This window comes from Rossellomorea pakistanensis, assembly GCF_016908495.1.
In the GTDB taxonomy this organism is placed as follows: Bacteria; Bacillota; Bacilli; order Bacillales; family Bacillaceae_B; genus Rossellomorea; species Rossellomorea pakistanensis.
The window spans coordinates 469,755-485,443 of the sequence record NZ_JAFBDZ010000004.1 but is presented as its reverse complement, the minus strand read 5'-3'; the positions used below and the strand labels follow the sequence as shown (position 1 = coordinate 485,443).

Below are 15,689 nucleotides of genomic sequence, written 5' to 3'. Positions count from 1 at the left end.
TTAATATTATATATATTTTTATTATTAAAAGTATAGACATTTAAAATTAAATGTTTATAATTTAATTATAAAACGTTTTCAGGAAGCGCTTACCTATAATTTTATAAAAAGGAGATTGATTACATATGAATAGAATTTTATTAGCTTGTAGTTCTGGAATGTCTACTAGTCTTTTAGTTACTAAAATGGAAGAGCATGCAAAGTCGATAGGAGACGAGGTGAAAATTTGGGCAGTTGGACAAGATAAAGCAAAACTAGAAATGGAAAATGCAGATGTTGTGTTGATCGGACCTCAAATGAGCTTCTTAAAAGGCGAATTACAGAAAGAAGCAGATAAATATCATATCAAAGTAGATGTTATTGACATGATGGCTTATGGAATGGCTGATGGGAAGAAAGCGTATGAACAAGCTCTAAGTCTGATAGGTGATAAATAATGGAAAAAGTAAAAATCGAAAATTTATCCGCTGAACAAGTAAGTTTTCAATTAATTCTTCATAGCGGAAATGCTCGTAGCAAAATTATTCAGTCCTTACGCGAGTATCGTGAAGGAAATGTAGATGAGTCCGATCATTTACTTTCTCAAGCAGAACAAGACTTAAGTATTGCTCACGATATCCATTTTCAGATGGTACAGAAAGAATCCAGTGGTGAAAAAACGGACTTCGCATTGCTTCTCATTCATTCTGAGGATCACTTGATGTCTACGTTAACAATGAAAGAGCTTGTGAAAGAACTAGTAGAGATTTTTAAAGCAAAAAACATATAAACGAACTTAGGGGGGGAAAAGGTGTTTGAAAAATTCAGTAAATACCTTGTACCGATTGCGGGGAAATTAAACAATAACCGTTACTTACAGGTCTTACGTGATGCGTTTATGCTTGCCTTTCCACTTACGATTTTTGGGTCTATCTTTGTTGTATTAACGAATCTACCATTTTTAGATAAATTAATGAGTGATTCTGCAATAGCGACCTTACAATCTACTTTTGGCATTGCTTCATCGGCGACAATGGGAATAATGAGTATTTTTGTAGTTTTTGGGATAGGCTATTATCTTTCCAGAACCTACGATGTTGAGGCCATTTTCGGAGGGGCAATTGCTTTAGTATCTTTCTTGCTTCTAACTCCATTTGTTCTTCAACCAGAGACTGGGGAAGCGGTGACAGGGGTAATACCACTGGATCGACTAGGTGCAAAAGGAATGTTCTTAGGAATGATCACTGCTTTTCTATCAGCAGAAATATACCGAAAAGTGATTCAAAAAGATTTTACCATTAAAATGCCTGCGGGTGTTCCGCCAGCAGTTGCTAAATCCTTCGCAGCATTGATTCCGGCATTTGTTACATTATCTATATTTCTAGCGATTCATGTTATTGTAACTCTAGTATTTGAGACAAATATGCACGATGTTATTTACAATGCGATTCAAGCCCCATTAGTAGGTTTAGGTAGTGGAATCATCCCTACGTTAATCGCTGTTTTCTTTATTCAAATTCTGTGGTTCTTTGGGTTGCATGGACAGGTCATTATCAATTCTATCATGGATCCGATTTGGAATACTTTAATGATTGAAAACTTAGAAGCCTATACAGCAGGGGAAAAGGTTCCCCATATCATCTCGAAACCCTTTATCGAGATTTTTACCGTTGGTATGGGTGGTACTGGTATGACGCTTGCCGTAATCATCGGACTTTTACTATTTATGAAGAGCAGGCAAATGAAACAAGTTGGGAAATTGGGCCTTGCCCCTGGTATTTTCAATGTAAACGAACCGATTATTTTTGGATTACCGATTGTTATGAATCCTATTATTATTGTCCCTTGGATCTTGGCGCCAATGGTTGTTACTCTAGTAACCTATTTAGCAATGTCTGCTGGTATTGTTCCACCTCCAACAGGGGTTGCGGTTCCGTGGACTGTACCAATCTTTATCAATGGAATAATGGCGACAAACTCTATTATGGGTGGAGTTATGCAGCTTGTTAACCTTGCAATCGTATTTGTCATTTGGTTCCCATTTTTAAAAGCCGCGGACCGTGTCAATGTTGCAAAAGAAATAGAAGCAGAGGCAAATCAAAAAATATCGTAAATTCTATCATGATAAATAGTAGGGAAAGAATCGTGTATTCTTCCCCTTTTCGCTTAATCTACCGACCTGTTTATAAAAAAGATAGGAAAAGAAGTAAAGGAGTAATGAAAATTGACTACTATAACAAACAAGACAGAGTATATTTTTCCAGAAGGATTTTGGTGGGGATCTTCCGCATCCGCAACGCAAACAGAAGGTGCGGCAAGTGTTGATGGAAAAGGAAAGAACATTTGGGATCACTGGTATGAAATAGAACCAAACCGTTTCTTTCATGATGTTGGACCGGAAAAAACATCTCAATTTTATTATAAATACAAAGAAGACATTAAATTAATGAAAGAAATTGGGCATAATTCCTTCCGTATGTCAATTTCTTGGGCTAGATTAATCCCAAATGGCACTGGAGAGGTTAATACGAAGGCAGTTGAGTTTTATAATAATGTTATTAATGAACTAATTGCAAATGACATTGAACCATTCGTTAATCTTTTTCATTTCGATATGCCCTACGAACTTCAAAAAATCGGTGGTTGGACAAATAGGGAAGTAGTAGAAGCATATGAAAACTATGCTCGCGCTTGTTTTGAATTGTTTGGAGACCGTGTGAAAAAGTGGTTTACGCATAACGAACCAATTGTACCTGTAGAGGGTGGTTACTTATACGATTTTCATTATCCAAATGAAGTTGATTTTAGGAAAGCTGTTCAAGTTGCCTTTAATACAATCCTTTCAAGTGCGAAAGCAATAAAAGCTTTTAAGGAAATGGGGCAGGATGGTAAGGTTGGAATTATCCTGAATTTAACACCCTCTTACCCGCGTAGTCAGCACCCTGCAGATCTAAAAGCATCGGTAATCGCGGATGCAATTTTTAACCGATCTTTTTTAGATCCATCTGTTAAAGGGGAGTTTCCAGAAGAACTTATCGGAATTTTAAAAGAAGAAGGCTTTATGCCTGAGTATGAAAATGGGGATTTAGATATAATTAAGAATCATACGGTGGAATTACTAGGGGTAAACTACTATCAGCCTAGACGTGTAAAGGCAAAAGAGAATCTCCCAAACCCGGAAGCTCCATTCTTACCAGAACGCTACTTTGATAACTATGTGATGCCTGGTCGTAAAATGAATCCTCATAGAGGCTGGGAGATTTATGAAAAAGGCATATACGACATTCTTATTAATTTAAAAGAAAACTACGGAAATATTGAATGCTTTATTTCTGAAAATGGTATGGGTGTTGAAGGAGAAGAAAAGTATAGAGACGAAAATGGAATTATTCAAGACGATTATCGTATTGAGTTTATTCAAGAACATTTAAAATGGGTTCATAAAGCTATTCAAGAAGGGTCTAATGTAAAGGGATATCACTTATGGACATTCATGGATAACTGGTCTTGGTCGAACGCCTATAAAAACCGTTACGGATTTGTTTCTGTTAACCTTGATAAAGATGGAGAAAGAACGATTAAAAAGAGTGGTCAATGGTTTAAAACGGTTTCAGAGAAAAATGGTTTTTAAGGAAAAGGTGGTCATTATGACCATCTGTTTTTTTGTGAGAGGGGAGAACTTAGTAAGCCCTTATTTTTATAGAAAACTGTAATTTAATAGTGGCTGTTTTATCCTTTTGGCAATGGTAACGAATATTCTTGATAATTGTAAGGGGGGGCGAGACTTCTGCGGAAAATGAGCTTAAACGAGTTCCCCCAGCCTGGAGTGGATTTTCTTACAATAGGTGCTGTAACGGATAGTATGAATAAAAACATGAAAGCAGAACTAGAGGTTGTTAAAATTCCTAATGAATTAGATAATGATGGTAACTGTGCAACCCTTCCCAGAAAATTAGAAAGGAAATGCACAAGAATGTGAGAATTTTATTTGAATTGCATTTGATACTGGAATCGACGGAGGAATTTTCATTAGGAAGTTAAGAAGAGAATAGATGAATTTGTAAAGAAAAGTTAATGGGAACGAAAGTTGTTTTTTTAAATGATGCAGGAAAAGTTAATGCTCTGTTTCATTTTAAGAAGCAACAAGCAAATAAATTTGTAGCCGGGTGGGGAAATGACATGAGTAAATATGAAACTATTTCAAATGAGATGAGAAATAGGGTAAAAACCAGCTTTTATCCTATTGATCAACCATTACCGGATGAATTATCGCTAGCAAAAGAATTCCATTGTAGTCGAATGACTATGAGGAAAGCGCTCGATATATTAGTGATGGAAGGGTTATTATACAGAAAAAGAGGACATGGAACGTTTATTGTTCAATCAGCTATCCAGGATAATCATGTCCATGTTGTTAGTAATGAAATTGTTGGATTGACAGGTCTACTAAAAGGAAAAGAAATAAAGAGTGAGATTATAAAGTTCGAAGTTCAATTTCCAACAACGGAAGTAGCTGCCCATTTAGCAATTGATACAACTACTCCAGTTTACTATTTAATTCGTCTAAGAATTGTAGAGGGAGAGCCTTATGTAATGGAAAAAACGTATATGCCAACGAATTTAATTCCTGGAATCAATGATGAGGTTCTTCATCAGTCAGTTTATCATTATATAAAAAATGACCTGAAACTAAAGATAGCAGGTACACATCGGAAAATTAGAGCGTGTAAGTCTGATGAGCTAGACCAAACCCATTTACAATGTGAAAAAGATGACCCTATATTAGAAGTAGAACATGTAGGATTTTTAGACAATGGGACTCCGTTTGAATATTCCTTTTCACGTCATCGTTACGATAAATTCGTAGTAACCTCTGTAAATATAAAACATTAATCTTTAGGAGGAATTCTCATGTTTGGAGGAATAGAAGCAGGTGGCACGAAATTCGTATGTGCTGTGGGGGAAGAAAGCGGCACAATGAAAGATAGAATAGAGATTCCGACTACATTTCCAGAAGAAACAATTGCAGAAGTGATATCGTTTTTCAAACAATATTCTATTAAAGGAATTGGTATTGGCTCATTTGGACCAATTGATGTTAATCATGATAGTTCAAACTATGGATATATTACTTCTACTCCTAAGACAAAGTGGAAAAACTTTCCCTTTGTTCAAACGTTCCAAGATGCGTTTGGTGTTCCCATTGGGTTTAATACCGATGTTAATGCCGCAGCATTAGGAGAAGCAACGCTTGGAGCAGCTAAGGGTTTAGACAGTTGTTTGTATATAACGGTTGGAACGGGTATCGGAGCAGGAGCTATAGTACATGGTAAGGTTCTTCAAGGACTATCCCATCCTGAAATGGGACATACGTATGTTAGACGCCATCCTAAGGATAGCTATTTGGGAAAATGTCCGTATCATCAAGACTGTTTAGAAGGACTTGCCGCAGGTCCTGCTATTGAAGAACGTTGGGGGAATAAAGGGATTCACTTAAAACACAAAGAAGAAGTATGGGAATTAGAAGGATATTATTTAGCCCAAGCCCTTATGCAATATATTTTAATCCTTTCCCCTAAAAAAATTATTTTAGGTGGCGGGGTAATGAAACAAGAAAAAATATTCCCATCCATTTATAAAAATTTAAAAGAACTATTGAATGATTACATTTCATTTCCGGAAATGTCGACTGATATCGAAAACTATATTGTGGGTCCTGGTTTAGGTGATAATGCGGGGGTAATTGGTTCGTTTATATTGGCTAAGGAAGCATTAGAGATCGAATAGGTTGTGTGAGTGTGTGTCGCTTCTAATTTTGAAGCTCACCATAAAGGTTATTTAGGATTAAAAAGATTGTATTATTAGAGCATCTACATTAAGAAGAGTGTAGGTGCTTTTTGTTTAGGTTATTAAAAATCAATTTTCTCATGTTTTTTTGATTAAAAAAGTTTGTATAGTATTATAAATAGAAGTATTTACATAAAGATGACAATAAAACACTGTACATAGAAACTCACTTTTTTTAAACTGTATCTAACAAAAAATGATTGTTTACTAGGAGAGGTGTTCATGACAAAAGGACTTAAAGGCAAGCGTATCGTTCTAGCTGGATCACGAAAAACGGAAGAGATGAGTATTTTAGTAGAAAAACAGGGAGGAATTCCAATCGTTAGACCCGCTCAAGGAACCGTATATTTGGCTGAAGATGAGGTAGAACCTGAACTGACACAAATCGTAAATGAAGGCGTGGATTGGATCATTTTTACTACAGGTACCGGAACTGAAACACTGATCGAGATGGCAGAAAAGCTGGGAATTCTAGATCGTTTTATTACAACCATTAAAAATGCGAAAGTAGCTATTAGAGGTTATAAGACCCTCACAGCTTTAAAAAAACAGGGTGTGAAGCCAAGCGCTATTGATGACGACGGTACAACCCAAGGGTTAATCCGTTCACTCGAACCATTTGATCTCAAAGGACAGAAAGTAGCGATTCAGCTTCATGGGGATACAGCACCAAAGCTTATTCAGTTTTTAGAGGAAAATGGAGCGGTTTGCTCACAAATTCTTCCGTACAAACATATTTCACCAGATCCTCAAGTTTTTGACGAATTATGCCGTGAAATACTAGCAGGTAAAGTAGATGCCGTTTGCTTCACTACCGCACTTCAGGTTCGTTACCTTTTTGACTTTGCACGAGAAAATCAGTACTTGACGGACATTCTTAACATGTTTAATGAAAAAATCATAGCTGCAGCAGTTGGAAAGATAACGGCAGAAGCTTTAATCGAAGAAGGGGTGGAGAACGTGCTGCAGCCCGAAAAACAACGTATGGGCGCGATGATTATGAAGCTATCCCAGTATTATAAAGAGAGGCAACAGGGTTAAGGGTAGTAAAGGGACTTTTCTACTTTCAGAAGGTTCATTTTGAATTTTTTCTATTTTCACTTTCTGGACCTGCCCTTTTCGGACGACTCCACTTTCCTACTACACTACATAATTTGCTGTTCTGTTGTTCTAATTTTTGATTAAATGATCATTCATTCTTTGTTTTTCCTATTGAATTCATACGATTATTCATTCCAGGCCACTCCAAGTCTAAGGAGAATCATCATTTTCCTTGTCTTAAATGTAGTAATGCACCACTTTTCGATTTTATGCACGAAAATGACTAGTAAGTGCATAAGAATCTAATTTTATGCACAAAATAACTAATTCATGCACAAGAACTCAAATTTACGCACATGTTAAGATGCAGGGGACTATTCATTCCGGTATTACTAATAAAAGTAAAGGGCTGTCCTAAAATCAATTCTCAGGAACCATTACGTCAATAGATAGAAGAAAACCTAAGGAGTATTTTCATCTATGGACGACACATATGATTCCTGGTCGACTTTAGGACAGCCTTTTGTTATCTGAAAACAAAACCATGTTAGATTTCCTGACATGATCGTTGAATGTCAGAATTATCAGTTTAAAATAAGAGTAACCAATAGGAAATGTTACTTTTTATAACATTACTAAACTTTAAATCTGACACTGGAGGGCTATTCATGGAGGACATCATTTTTTCGTTAAATAGTGTGTGGTTAATGCTAGCGGCTATATTGGTCATTTTTATGCAAGGCGGGTTTATTTTACTTGAAGCGGGTTCAACCCGAATGAAAAACGCTGGTCATATAGCAGGGAAGACGATTTTTACATTTGGAATTGCCTCTATTATGTTTTGGGCAGTGGGTTACGGATTTATATTTGGGGATAACGGAAACTTTTTCATTGGATTGACTGACTTTTTCTATTCAGGTTACGAAATCGAAGGAATGAGCTATTCAACAGCCGCTTTCTTTATGTTCCAGCTTGCGTTTGCTGGAATTTCCTTAACGATTGCTTTCGGAGGATTTGCGGAACGAGGCAAACTTTCAGCCTATGTGGTTTTTGCCGTTCTTTTCTCCGCTCTAATCTATCCTGTAGTGGCACACTGGATCTGGGGTGGCGGCTGGTTGGCCGAGCACGGAAAGCAGGATTTCGCGGGCTCGACAGTTGTTCACTTAACAGGCGCTATGGCTGCATTCGCGGCGACCATTCTTTTAAAACCAAGAATGGGGAAATTTAATAAAAATGGGTCTGCGAACAATATTTTTGGTCATAATCAAGTTTTTACAGCCTTAGGGGTCTTAGTTTTATGGATTGGCTGGTTCGGTTTTAATGCGGGGAGTACCTTTGTAGTTGATGATGGATTTTTCGGATTTGTCGCCTTAAATACGAACGTCGCGGCTGGTGCAGGAGCCGTTTCAGCGTTAATTATTTCATGGATTGTTCTAGGGAAATCCGATATTCCGACGATGTTAAATGGTGCATTGGCAGGACTTGTTGCCATTACAGCTTCTTGCGCATTTGTGGAAACATGGGCTGCCGTGATCATTGGCATAGTGGCTGGAGTTCTCGTATTCTACAGTATGAAGCTTGTTGAAAAGCTTAAAATCGATGATCCAATCTTTGCTTTGTCTGTTCACGGGGCAGCAGGTGTGTGGGGGACATTGTCGACTGGATTGTTTGCGACACCAGAACTGGCGACCGTTGGCTTGCCTGGATTATTTTATGGGGGAGGTATCACACAACTCGGCGTGCAAGTGATGGGGGTTGCAGTGTCAGGTGTTTACGCTTTTGCAGTCTCATTCGTTATTTTATATGTGATGAAAAAAGTAATGGGCGGATTACGTGTCACGGAGGAAGAAGAGATTATTGGTTTAGATGTAAGTGAACATGGTAGCTACGGTTATCCTGAAGCTTTCATAGCAAGAGAAGAACAAAAGATTAGCAGTTGAACTTTAGCGAGTGAAAGCATTGAGGTCTGACCTCAATGCTTTCACAGGTTTAGGGGTGTATAGAATGAGTGAGCTTCATACTCCATATTTATCTTTGAAAAATTGGCGCTTAAGCAATGTCGTGAATCATCAATCAAGTACGGATGAGTTAAATCATTTTCACGATAGTGTGATGAAGAAACTTTTTGTGATGGCATTGAACAAAGTGAAGGAAGACTTGGGACCACCTCCTTGTCGCTATTCCTGGTTTGTTATGGGGAGTGCAGGAAGATTTGAGCAGGCCATCATCAGTGATCAAGACCATGGGTTGATCTATGAAGCAGCTAATGAGGAAAACAGCAACTATTTCCGGATGCTGGGGGAAGAAATCACCAAAGGCTTGCATACAATCGGATACCCTTTTTGCGAAGGCGATGTGATGAGTTCAAACCCATTATGGTGTAAGTCAAAACAAGAATGGAAGGTTCAACTGACAGAATGGTTGGAAGAAGAAAGCTTTGAGTCCGTTCGTTTTTTGTTGATCTTATATGATGCCCGTAACCTTATTGGTGAAGACGGCGGTGTCAAACTCCTAAAACAACAAATACATGAATTCATCGAAAAACAGCCAGATTTTTTAAATCGTCTATTGGTTAATACAAGGCATGTGAAGAAATCAGTGGGGATCTTTCGTCAGTTATTACCTGAAACGCATGGCCCCTATGCAGGATGTATGGATTTGAAGCATTCAGCCTTTTTCCCATTTGTGAATTCGATTCGCTTACTAGCCATTAAAGAAAAGGTTGGTGGAACCTCAACAATATCACGGCTTGAGAAGCTTACTGGATTTCCTGAATATAGGAAGAGGTTAGAAATGTACAAAGAAGATTTTGAAAAATTACTACAATATCGGCTTCAGTATCATAAAAACATTACAGAAAATTATGATGATGCCCATTATCTTGATGTGAAAAAGCTTAACAAAATCGAAAGAAAAGAAATTAAGCAAATTTTTCTAAATGGTAAAAGGCTACAGGATGATACGGAGTCCATCATTAACAGGGCGTTAGAAAAATGAGATTTGATCCCATTATTCAATTTATGAAACAAGTACAAAGTAAAGTTCATTCTAGTATATATGCGCCGTTACAGAGACAATCAAATCCGCAGCATCATGCCTTTCTAAGACAATTAGAAAAAGAAAGGAAGCTTAACGAGAGTTTATCGATTCCATTAAAAGAGTTAAGTGTTGTTGTTTTTGATTTGGAAACAACCGGATTTTTTCCTGAACAAGGGGATGAAATTCTCTCGATCGGGGCGATAAAAGTAAAGGGCGAAACGGTTCAGCCTAATGAAACATTCTATTCACTTGTTCGTTGTGATCGCGCCCTTCCCCCTGAAATTAGGGAATTGACAGGAATAAGGGAGGAGGACGTGGCAAAAGCCCCTGAAGTTTCTGAAGTCCTTGTTGAATTTTATAAATTTGTCAAAGGGGATGTTCTTGTTGCTCATCACGCCGATCATGAAAAGAATTTCCTCCAGCATTCAAATTGGAAGCTGTTTCGTTCACCATTGAAACACCGAATCATCGATACGTCATTCTTGTTTAAAATTGCAGAAGCAAATATCAATCTGGTTCGATTAGAAGACTACTGTGAACATTGTGGGATTTCTGTACAAGATCGACATCATGCATTGGGGGATGCGAAGATGGCTGCGCGATTATGGAGTGTTTATGTAAAGAAAGTTCAGGGTTTAGGGTGTAAAAATTTACACGATGTGTATGAAAGGATTTCGATAAAGTGATAGAGGATAGAGTGATAAAATACAGCCAAAATTTTTCTTGAAAAGGAATAAGAGAAGGTGTTCTCGGGAAATAAGGTGAAGAATATATAAATGAATAGAGCTTTTAGTCAGTCAGTCCTTATGAAAGGGACAGTTACTTTAAAAAGGGGGAAGATGAATTGGTGAACATAGCGTCTCAATTAGAAGGTATCATTCAGGTTGTTCCTAAAAAAGTTCTCTCTCTTACTGATATCGATTATAAACCGCGCCCATCAAAGTGGTCTAAAAAAGAAATCTTAGGTCATTTATGTGATTCAGCTAATATCAATCATAAAAGGTTTGTTGAAATTCTTATATCAAAAGAACCAATTGTAATAAGTGGTTACAATCAAGATTTATGGGTACAAGTACATCAATATCATAGTAAATTTTCAGTTGAAGAGATCCTTAATATATGGACTTCTCTTAATACTCAAATAATCTACCTTTTATCAGCTATTACAGACGAACAGTTGGAGCTTCAATGTAAAACGGAAGAGCAAAAGGCAGTAACTTTAGAATGGTTAGTAACGGATTATCTTGACCATATGAATCATCATTTAAAACAAATAATTGGAAAATAGAAACTTTTTTTGATGTAAGAATAAAAGTAATTTACCGAAACTAATAGTGCTATCAATAGCACTGCGGAGGGATTTAAATGGAATATCAGGCTATTAATCTAAGTGAGAAGCTGTCCAAATTTAGTGAACATTGGTCACCCAAAGTTATTGGGGAAATGAATGACTATCAGTTTAAGCTAGTCAAGATTCAAGAAGATTTTGTATGGCATGATCATAAAGACACTGATGAAGTATTCATGGTGATCGAAGGAGAAATGGTAATCGAATTCCGAGATGGTGAGGTGAAACTTTCTAAAGGGGAAATGTACGTGATACCCAAAGGCGTAGAGCACAAACCTTATGCCGAGAAGGAATGTCACATCATGATTGTTGAACCTAAGGGAGTCGTCAACACAGGTGAAGCCAGCAGTGAACTAACTGCTGAAAATGATGTATGGATTTAATCGTACCGGTCTAGAGCTTGTAAATTTAATCCGAAAATAAAGAGTAAATATATTGAGCTCAGGGAAAATTCTTGAGACGAATAATACCACTGTAATGAATAGCTTCATAACTTGATGAGCACGTTCTTTTATGGAGCGTGTTTTTTATAAATGATTGAGTACTTTTACAATATTTCGAATAAAATGGAAGTAACGGAATTTTCAAATGACAATGTTTAAAAAGAGTATTGTTTTAGAATAGATGTATACCCAAACTAATGAAAATAAGTAAAGGGTGATCATATGAAAATGGCTATACTTATAAGCTTTTTAATGTTGCTGATCGTATCGACCGTATTATTCATTCAAAACCTGTTGAGTATCGTTATGGGGCTTTGGGTAACTTATGGCACCTTACTTTCTATTGGTGTATATTTCTTTTCTTATAATAAAAATTCATCGAAATAATACGGCTAACCAAAAAGTAAAGAGAGCGAGCATTTACATAAAGGTAAAGACTGATTCCCTAAAAATCTGTCATCATCAAAAAAGCATTAATGGAAATATCAAATACATTAGCGAGTCAGTAAAGTTACAATTTATAAAATATACTAGACTTTTTATCTAGATATTTAACTAATAATCAAGAAATCATTTTTAAAGTGGAGGCTTATTTAATTTTCTTATTCACTGGAAAATTTCAAAATAAACGAGGGACAACTTATGAAGAAAATGAACTATTTTATTGTTGATGTTTTTTCGCAAGGGAAATATACAGGAAATCAGCTTGCTGTTTTTAGAGATACGGGAAATATATCAGATCGAGAAATGCAACAAATTGCTGAAGAAATTAATTTTTCTGAGACAACTTTTATAGGTTCAAACTATAACGATGGTTATGACGTTCGTATTTTTACCCCTGCTGAAGAGATTCCATTTGCTGGTCACCCGGCATTAGGGACTGCCTATATAATCCAAAATGAAATCATAAAGAAACCATTAAATAAGCTGAAAGTAAACTTTAAAGCAGGAGAAATTCCGGTTTCATTTGATCATCAAGAAAATAGTATATGGATGAAACAAAATGAACCATCCTTTGGGACTATTTTAGATATAGATCAGGTTTGTGATGTTTTAAAGATAGATAAGGGATTCGTAGATGAAAGGTTTCCTATTCAAGAGGTTTCAACTGGCCTTCCAGTAATCGTTGTCCCCTTAAAATCTTTAGAAGCCGTTAAAAAAGTAAAAATCCAAAAAGAAAAATACTATGAGTTAATTGAAACTTTGGATGCAAAAGGAATAATCGTTTTTTCTCCAGAAGCCTATCATTCGGAAAATGATTTAAACGTTCGAGATTTTGCTGATTATTATGGTATCCCCGAAGACGCTGCCACTGGAAGTTCTAATGGTTGTTTAGCGTCATATTTAGTAAAATACCGCTATTATGAAAAAAGGGAAATCAACCTTCGTGTAGAGCAAGGGTATGAAATCAAAAGACCTTCTTTATTGTTTCTAAAAGCAAGCGAAAATAATGGAAGAATCGATGTTAATGTTGGGGGAAGAGTAGTCAAAATCGCCCAAGGTGAATGGTTTTTATCATCTTCCGTTCACGAAAAGGGAGTGAAATTTTGGAAATAGACTTTACGGTCATACGATGTTTCAATCGCAAACGGGAACTTTAAATAGATGTAAAGCTTTCTTTACACTTTGATGCATTTATTATTACTGTTCTTTTTTTGAGTCTAGAAATGATTCTAATGATTCATCCAATAATTTTTCTCGATTTTGGTCTTCGTTGACATCTGTATCGACTTCCATTTCTTGTTTAAATATTCCATATGTATCATCTTCTTTATTGATGCGATTAAATTGATTGTTATACGGATCTAGCTTATGGCTATTCTTTTTTTGATGTGGCATGGGATTTCCTCCTGTATCAAGGTATTTTAATTTAGTATTTTCAATTGATCGAAATTCATTCTAATTCTTCTTTATAAAGGGTAAGTTTAGGGACAGCTAACATGGTTATCGTAAACGAAATCTTTCTAAAACAAAAAATAGTAAATGATACAAATCTAGATATAAGATTTGTATCTTTACTATTTATAGTAATCGCTTCTTTATTTTTCAAGATGAGAGAATTTTTCAAGGTGTTGCATAAGAAGTTCAGGGGATGGCTCCTCACAAATAAAGCTAATATAATCATCTGGTCTAACCACCACAATTCCTTGATCTATTATTCCCAAATGATGCTTATACTCTTGTAATTGTGGGTAATTAGGGTCGGATGTTATTTGGTATATCTGGTAAGGTACATTTTGTTTCATTAATTTTTCTCTGTATTCATGATTTTCATTTTTATTGTTTAAAAATAGTAAAATGATTAAGTCAATCCCACGATTCACTTCAAATAATTTGAAGTTATTTATCAGCCCATTAGGTGCACGATCTCCGGCATATATTGATTTTTTTCTTTTGAATTTCATAGGAGTATTTGATTTTAACCCCTTTCCTTCCTCCACTATTGAACTCGAACGATAATGAATTCCAACTTGTGATAATGTATTCATAAGTCTTACTTTTACTTTATTGATGGAAGTAACCTTCGGAGCCATTATATTGCGAATGATTTGAAAGAAATGGCTTTCCTTTAGGATCATTCTTGTAGCAAGCTCGGTGCCCTTAAGAAGAGAGGACCAGACGGGTTCTCTTTCTTCTGTATAACTATCCAGCAAGTCTGGTGAACACTGATGTTTCAAAACATAAGCTAACTTCCAGCCTAAATTGAATGAATCTTGCATTCCTGTGTTCATTCCTTGAGCACCTACTGGAGAATGGATATGAGCCGCATCTCCAGCCAAAAAGATTCGACCGATGTTCCCTTTTTTTACTTTTCTTTGATTTACTTGAAATCTTGATGTCCAAGTGGGACTATGAACAATTGCTCCTTTAGGCCCTGCTTCATCTATAACGCTTTGGATCTCCTCAAGTCCAACAGGCGAATGAGGATTCAATGTGTCTTCTGTTGTGATCATGATTCGATGTTGCCCATCTTTCATAGGGAAATAAGCAATAAACTTTCCATTTTTAACAAATGCAAAAATTTCATTATCTGGAAGTGTTGAATCTACCACTAAATCAGCCAGTGCAAATTGTTGTTGAAAAAGGGTTATTCCTTCAAACTCTAATGGTAAGGAATGACGTACGAAGCTATGGGCACCGTCACACCCAATTAAATATTTCGCTTTAATTGACTCCAGACTACCATCTGAATGTAAGAATTTTGCTTCCACTCCTGTCCTATCATGGGTAAAACTCGTCAATTCAGTGTTCCATTCAACCTTTCCACCCATATTTTTATAATAGGAATATAGAATATTCTCTGTAATATTCTGTGGAATCATCAAAACAAAAGGAAACAGGCTTTTTAATGTATTGTTAAAATCTAATCTAGCCAATAAGACCTCCCCAGAATAAGCATTGAAAGTCCCTGTTGGATGCCCACGATTTATAAACTCTTGAGCCACTCCCATTCGTTCTAGATGCTCAAGAGTTCTTGCCATCACTCCAAGAGCTTTGGTTTGAGTAGAAGTACTTTCTGCTTTGTCGATTACTATACAGCTAACACCGAAACGAATTAATTCACATGCAAGTGTTAGTCCAGTTGGTCCTGCTCCTGAGATAAGTACATCTACATCGTATTGAATTTTATTATTCATATCATATACTCCTTTTTTGTTGAGTTGAGGATCGTTTTACATACCGCCTTTCATACTATGACGATATTGCTCAGGGCTATAACCTATTTTTTGTGTTTGCCATGGATAACTGTTTGAAGTGATCTCAAATTTTCTACTGGTCACATGAAATTTGATAGTGTCTCGTCTTTCCATTTTCCATCTAACAAAATTTATAAAACCATCCTTTCTTTTTACTCATAGATTCATAGATTAAAATTATTCAAGTCTACATCGCGATATTTGTAGATATGGAATGCTGTGCGGCTTTATGAATGTCATCTTAAAAGAAGGTAAATCAAGAATTCTGGCTATTAATATCATGAGATTCTATAG

16 protein-coding genes are annotated in these 15,689 nt (G+C 36.3%); 14 read left to right on the top strand and 2 right to left on the bottom strand.

Annotation, left to right across the window (positions count from 1 at the left end):
• Positions 1 to 125: 125 nt before the first annotated feature.
• The 14 genes from JOC86_RS19885 (at position 126) to JOC86_RS19820 (ending at position 13,254) form a co-directional block, all read left to right on the top strand.
• Positions 126 to 437 carry a PTS sugar transporter subunit IIB gene (locus tag JOC86_RS19885; protein WP_205174668.1) on the top strand — a complete coding sequence of 104 codons (312 nt, stop codon included), beginning with the start codon at positions 126 to 128 and terminating at the stop codon, positions 435 to 437.
• Positions 437 to 769, top strand: coding sequence for a PTS sugar transporter subunit IIA (locus JOC86_RS19880; protein ID WP_205174667.1), 333 nt, complete (start codon positions 437 to 439; stop codon positions 767 to 769). The genes JOC86_RS19885 and JOC86_RS19880 overlap by 1 nt, the downstream gene beginning before the upstream one ends.
• A gap of 21 nt (positions 770 to 790) precedes the next feature.
• The gene (celB, locus tag JOC86_RS19875) at positions 791 to 2,092 is read left to right on the top strand and encodes a PTS cellobiose transporter subunit IIC (protein ID WP_205174666.1); all 1,302 of its coding nucleotides are present in this window, start codon (positions 791 to 793) and stop codon (positions 2,090 to 2,092) included.
• Positions 2,093 to 2,212: 120 nt separating this feature from the next.
• Complete coding sequence (locus JOC86_RS19870) at positions 2,213 to 3,610, top strand: family 1 glycosylhydrolase (RefSeq protein WP_205174735.1); 1,398 nt, start codon at positions 2,213 to 2,215, stop codon at positions 3,608 to 3,610.
• 165 nt (positions 3,611 to 3,775) lie between these two features.
• A complete protein-coding gene (locus JOC86_RS19865) occupies positions 3,776 to 3,958 on the top strand; it encodes a hypothetical protein (RefSeq protein ID WP_205174665.1) in 183 nt (60 codons plus the stop codon).
• Between the two features lie 200 nt (positions 3,959 to 4,158).
• Positions 4,159 to 4,872: a GntR family transcriptional regulator gene (locus JOC86_RS19860; protein ID WP_205174734.1), complete on the top strand. Its 714-nt coding sequence runs from the start codon at positions 4,159 to 4,161 to the stop codon at positions 4,870 to 4,872.
• Between the two features lie 18 nt (positions 4,873 to 4,890).
• The gene (locus JOC86_RS19855) at positions 4,891 to 5,766 is read left to right on the top strand and encodes an ROK family protein (RefSeq protein ID WP_205174664.1); all 876 of its coding nucleotides are present in this window, start codon (positions 4,891 to 4,893) and stop codon (positions 5,764 to 5,766) included.
• A 282-nt stretch (positions 5,767 to 6,048) separates the two neighbouring features.
• Complete coding sequence (locus JOC86_RS19850) at positions 6,049 to 6,867, top strand: uroporphyrinogen-III synthase (protein WP_205174663.1); 819 nt, start codon at positions 6,049 to 6,051, stop codon at positions 6,865 to 6,867.
• 668 nt (positions 6,868 to 7,535) lie between these two features.
• Positions 7,536 to 8,807, top strand: a complete 1,272-nt coding sequence (locus JOC86_RS19845; RefSeq protein ID WP_205174662.1) for an ammonium transporter — start codon at positions 7,536 to 7,538, stop codon at positions 8,805 to 8,807.
• Between the two features lie 64 nt (positions 8,808 to 8,871).
• Positions 8,872 to 9,864: a DUF294 nucleotidyltransferase-like domain-containing protein gene (locus tag JOC86_RS19840; protein ID WP_205174661.1), complete on the top strand. Its 993-nt coding sequence runs from the start codon at positions 8,872 to 8,874 to the stop codon at positions 9,862 to 9,864.
• Positions 9,861 to 10,592: an exonuclease domain-containing protein gene (locus JOC86_RS19835; RefSeq protein WP_205174660.1), complete on the top strand. Its 732-nt coding sequence runs from the start codon at positions 9,861 to 9,863 to the stop codon at positions 10,590 to 10,592. The genes JOC86_RS19840 and JOC86_RS19835 overlap by 4 nt, the downstream gene beginning before the upstream one ends.
• A 161-nt stretch (positions 10,593 to 10,753) precedes the next feature.
• On the top strand, positions 10,754 to 11,194 hold the full coding sequence (locus JOC86_RS19830; protein WP_338021796.1) for a DinB family protein: 441 nt from the start codon (positions 10,754 to 10,756) through the stop codon (positions 11,192 to 11,194).
• Positions 11,195 to 11,271: 77 nt separating this feature from the next.
• The gene (locus tag JOC86_RS19825) at positions 11,272 to 11,637 is read left to right on the top strand and encodes a cupin domain-containing protein (RefSeq protein WP_205174658.1); all 366 of its coding nucleotides are present in this window, start codon (positions 11,272 to 11,274) and stop codon (positions 11,635 to 11,637) included.
• A 702-nt stretch (positions 11,638 to 12,339) separates the two neighbouring features.
• Positions 12,340 to 13,254 (top strand): PhzF family phenazine biosynthesis protein, encoded by a 915-nt coding sequence (locus JOC86_RS19820; protein ID WP_205174657.1) that lies wholly within the window; start codon positions 12,340 to 12,342, stop codon positions 13,252 to 13,254.
• Between the two features lie 84 nt (positions 13,255 to 13,338).
• On the opposite strand, the gene JOC86_RS19815 is transcribed toward JOC86_RS19820, so the two are convergent.
• Together JOC86_RS19815 and JOC86_RS19810 are read right to left on the bottom strand one after the other, a co-directional pair.
• Positions 13,339 to 13,536 (bottom strand): hypothetical protein, encoded by a 198-nt coding sequence (locus JOC86_RS19815; protein ID WP_205174656.1) that lies wholly within the window; start codon positions 13,534 to 13,536, stop codon positions 13,339 to 13,341.
• A 200-nt stretch (positions 13,537 to 13,736) separates the two neighbouring features.
• The gene (locus tag JOC86_RS19810) at positions 13,737 to 15,335 is read right to left on the bottom strand and encodes an FAD-dependent monooxygenase (RefSeq protein WP_205174655.1); all 1,599 of its coding nucleotides are present in this window, start codon (positions 15,333 to 15,335) and stop codon (positions 13,737 to 13,739) included.
• Between the last annotated feature and the right edge of the window lie 354 nt (positions 15,336 to 15,689).

What these genes read in the sequence shown, in the direction of transcription:
- JOC86_RS19885 (WP_205174668.1), top strand. Translation starts at nt 126, where the DNA reads ATGAATAGAATTTTATTAGCTTGTAGTTCTGGAATGTCTACTAGTCTT.
- JOC86_RS19880 (WP_205174667.1), top strand. Translation starts at nt 437, where the DNA reads ATGGAAAAAGTAAAAATCGAAAATTTATCCGCTGAACAAGTAAGTTTT.
- JOC86_RS19865 (WP_205174665.1), top strand. Translation starts at nt 3,776, where the DNA reads ATGAGCTTAAACGAGTTCCCCCAGCCTGGAGTGGATTTTCTTACAATA.
- JOC86_RS19860 (WP_205174734.1), top strand. Translation starts at nt 4,159, where the DNA reads ATGAGTAAATATGAAACTATTTCAAATGAGATGAGAAATAGGGTAAAA.
- JOC86_RS19855 (WP_205174664.1), top strand. Translation starts at nt 4,891, where the DNA reads ATGTTTGGAGGAATAGAAGCAGGTGGCACGAAATTCGTATGTGCTGTG.
- JOC86_RS19850 (WP_205174663.1), top strand. Translation starts at nt 6,049, where the DNA reads ATGACAAAAGGACTTAAAGGCAAGCGTATCGTTCTAGCTGGATCACGA.
- JOC86_RS19845 (WP_205174662.1), top strand. Translation starts at nt 7,536, where the DNA reads ATGGAGGACATCATTTTTTCGTTAAATAGTGTGTGGTTAATGCTAGCG.
- JOC86_RS19840 (WP_205174661.1), top strand. Translation starts at nt 8,872, where the DNA reads ATGAGTGAGCTTCATACTCCATATTTATCTTTGAAAAATTGGCGCTTA.
- JOC86_RS19835 (WP_205174660.1), top strand. Translation starts at nt 9,861, where the DNA reads ATGAGATTTGATCCCATTATTCAATTTATGAAACAAGTACAAAGTAAA.
- JOC86_RS19825 (WP_205174658.1), top strand. Translation starts at nt 11,272, where the DNA reads ATGGAATATCAGGCTATTAATCTAAGTGAGAAGCTGTCCAAATTTAGT.
- JOC86_RS19820 (WP_205174657.1), top strand. Translation starts at nt 12,340, where the DNA reads ATGAAGAAAATGAACTATTTTATTGTTGATGTTTTTTCGCAAGGGAAA.
- JOC86_RS19815 (WP_205174656.1), bottom strand. Translation starts at nt 13,536, where the DNA reads ATGCCACATCAAAAAAAGAATAGCCATAAGCTAGATCCGTATAACAAT.
- JOC86_RS19810 (WP_205174655.1), bottom strand. Translation starts at nt 15,335, where the DNA reads ATGAATAATAAAATTCAATACGATGTAGATGTACTTATCTCAGGAGCA.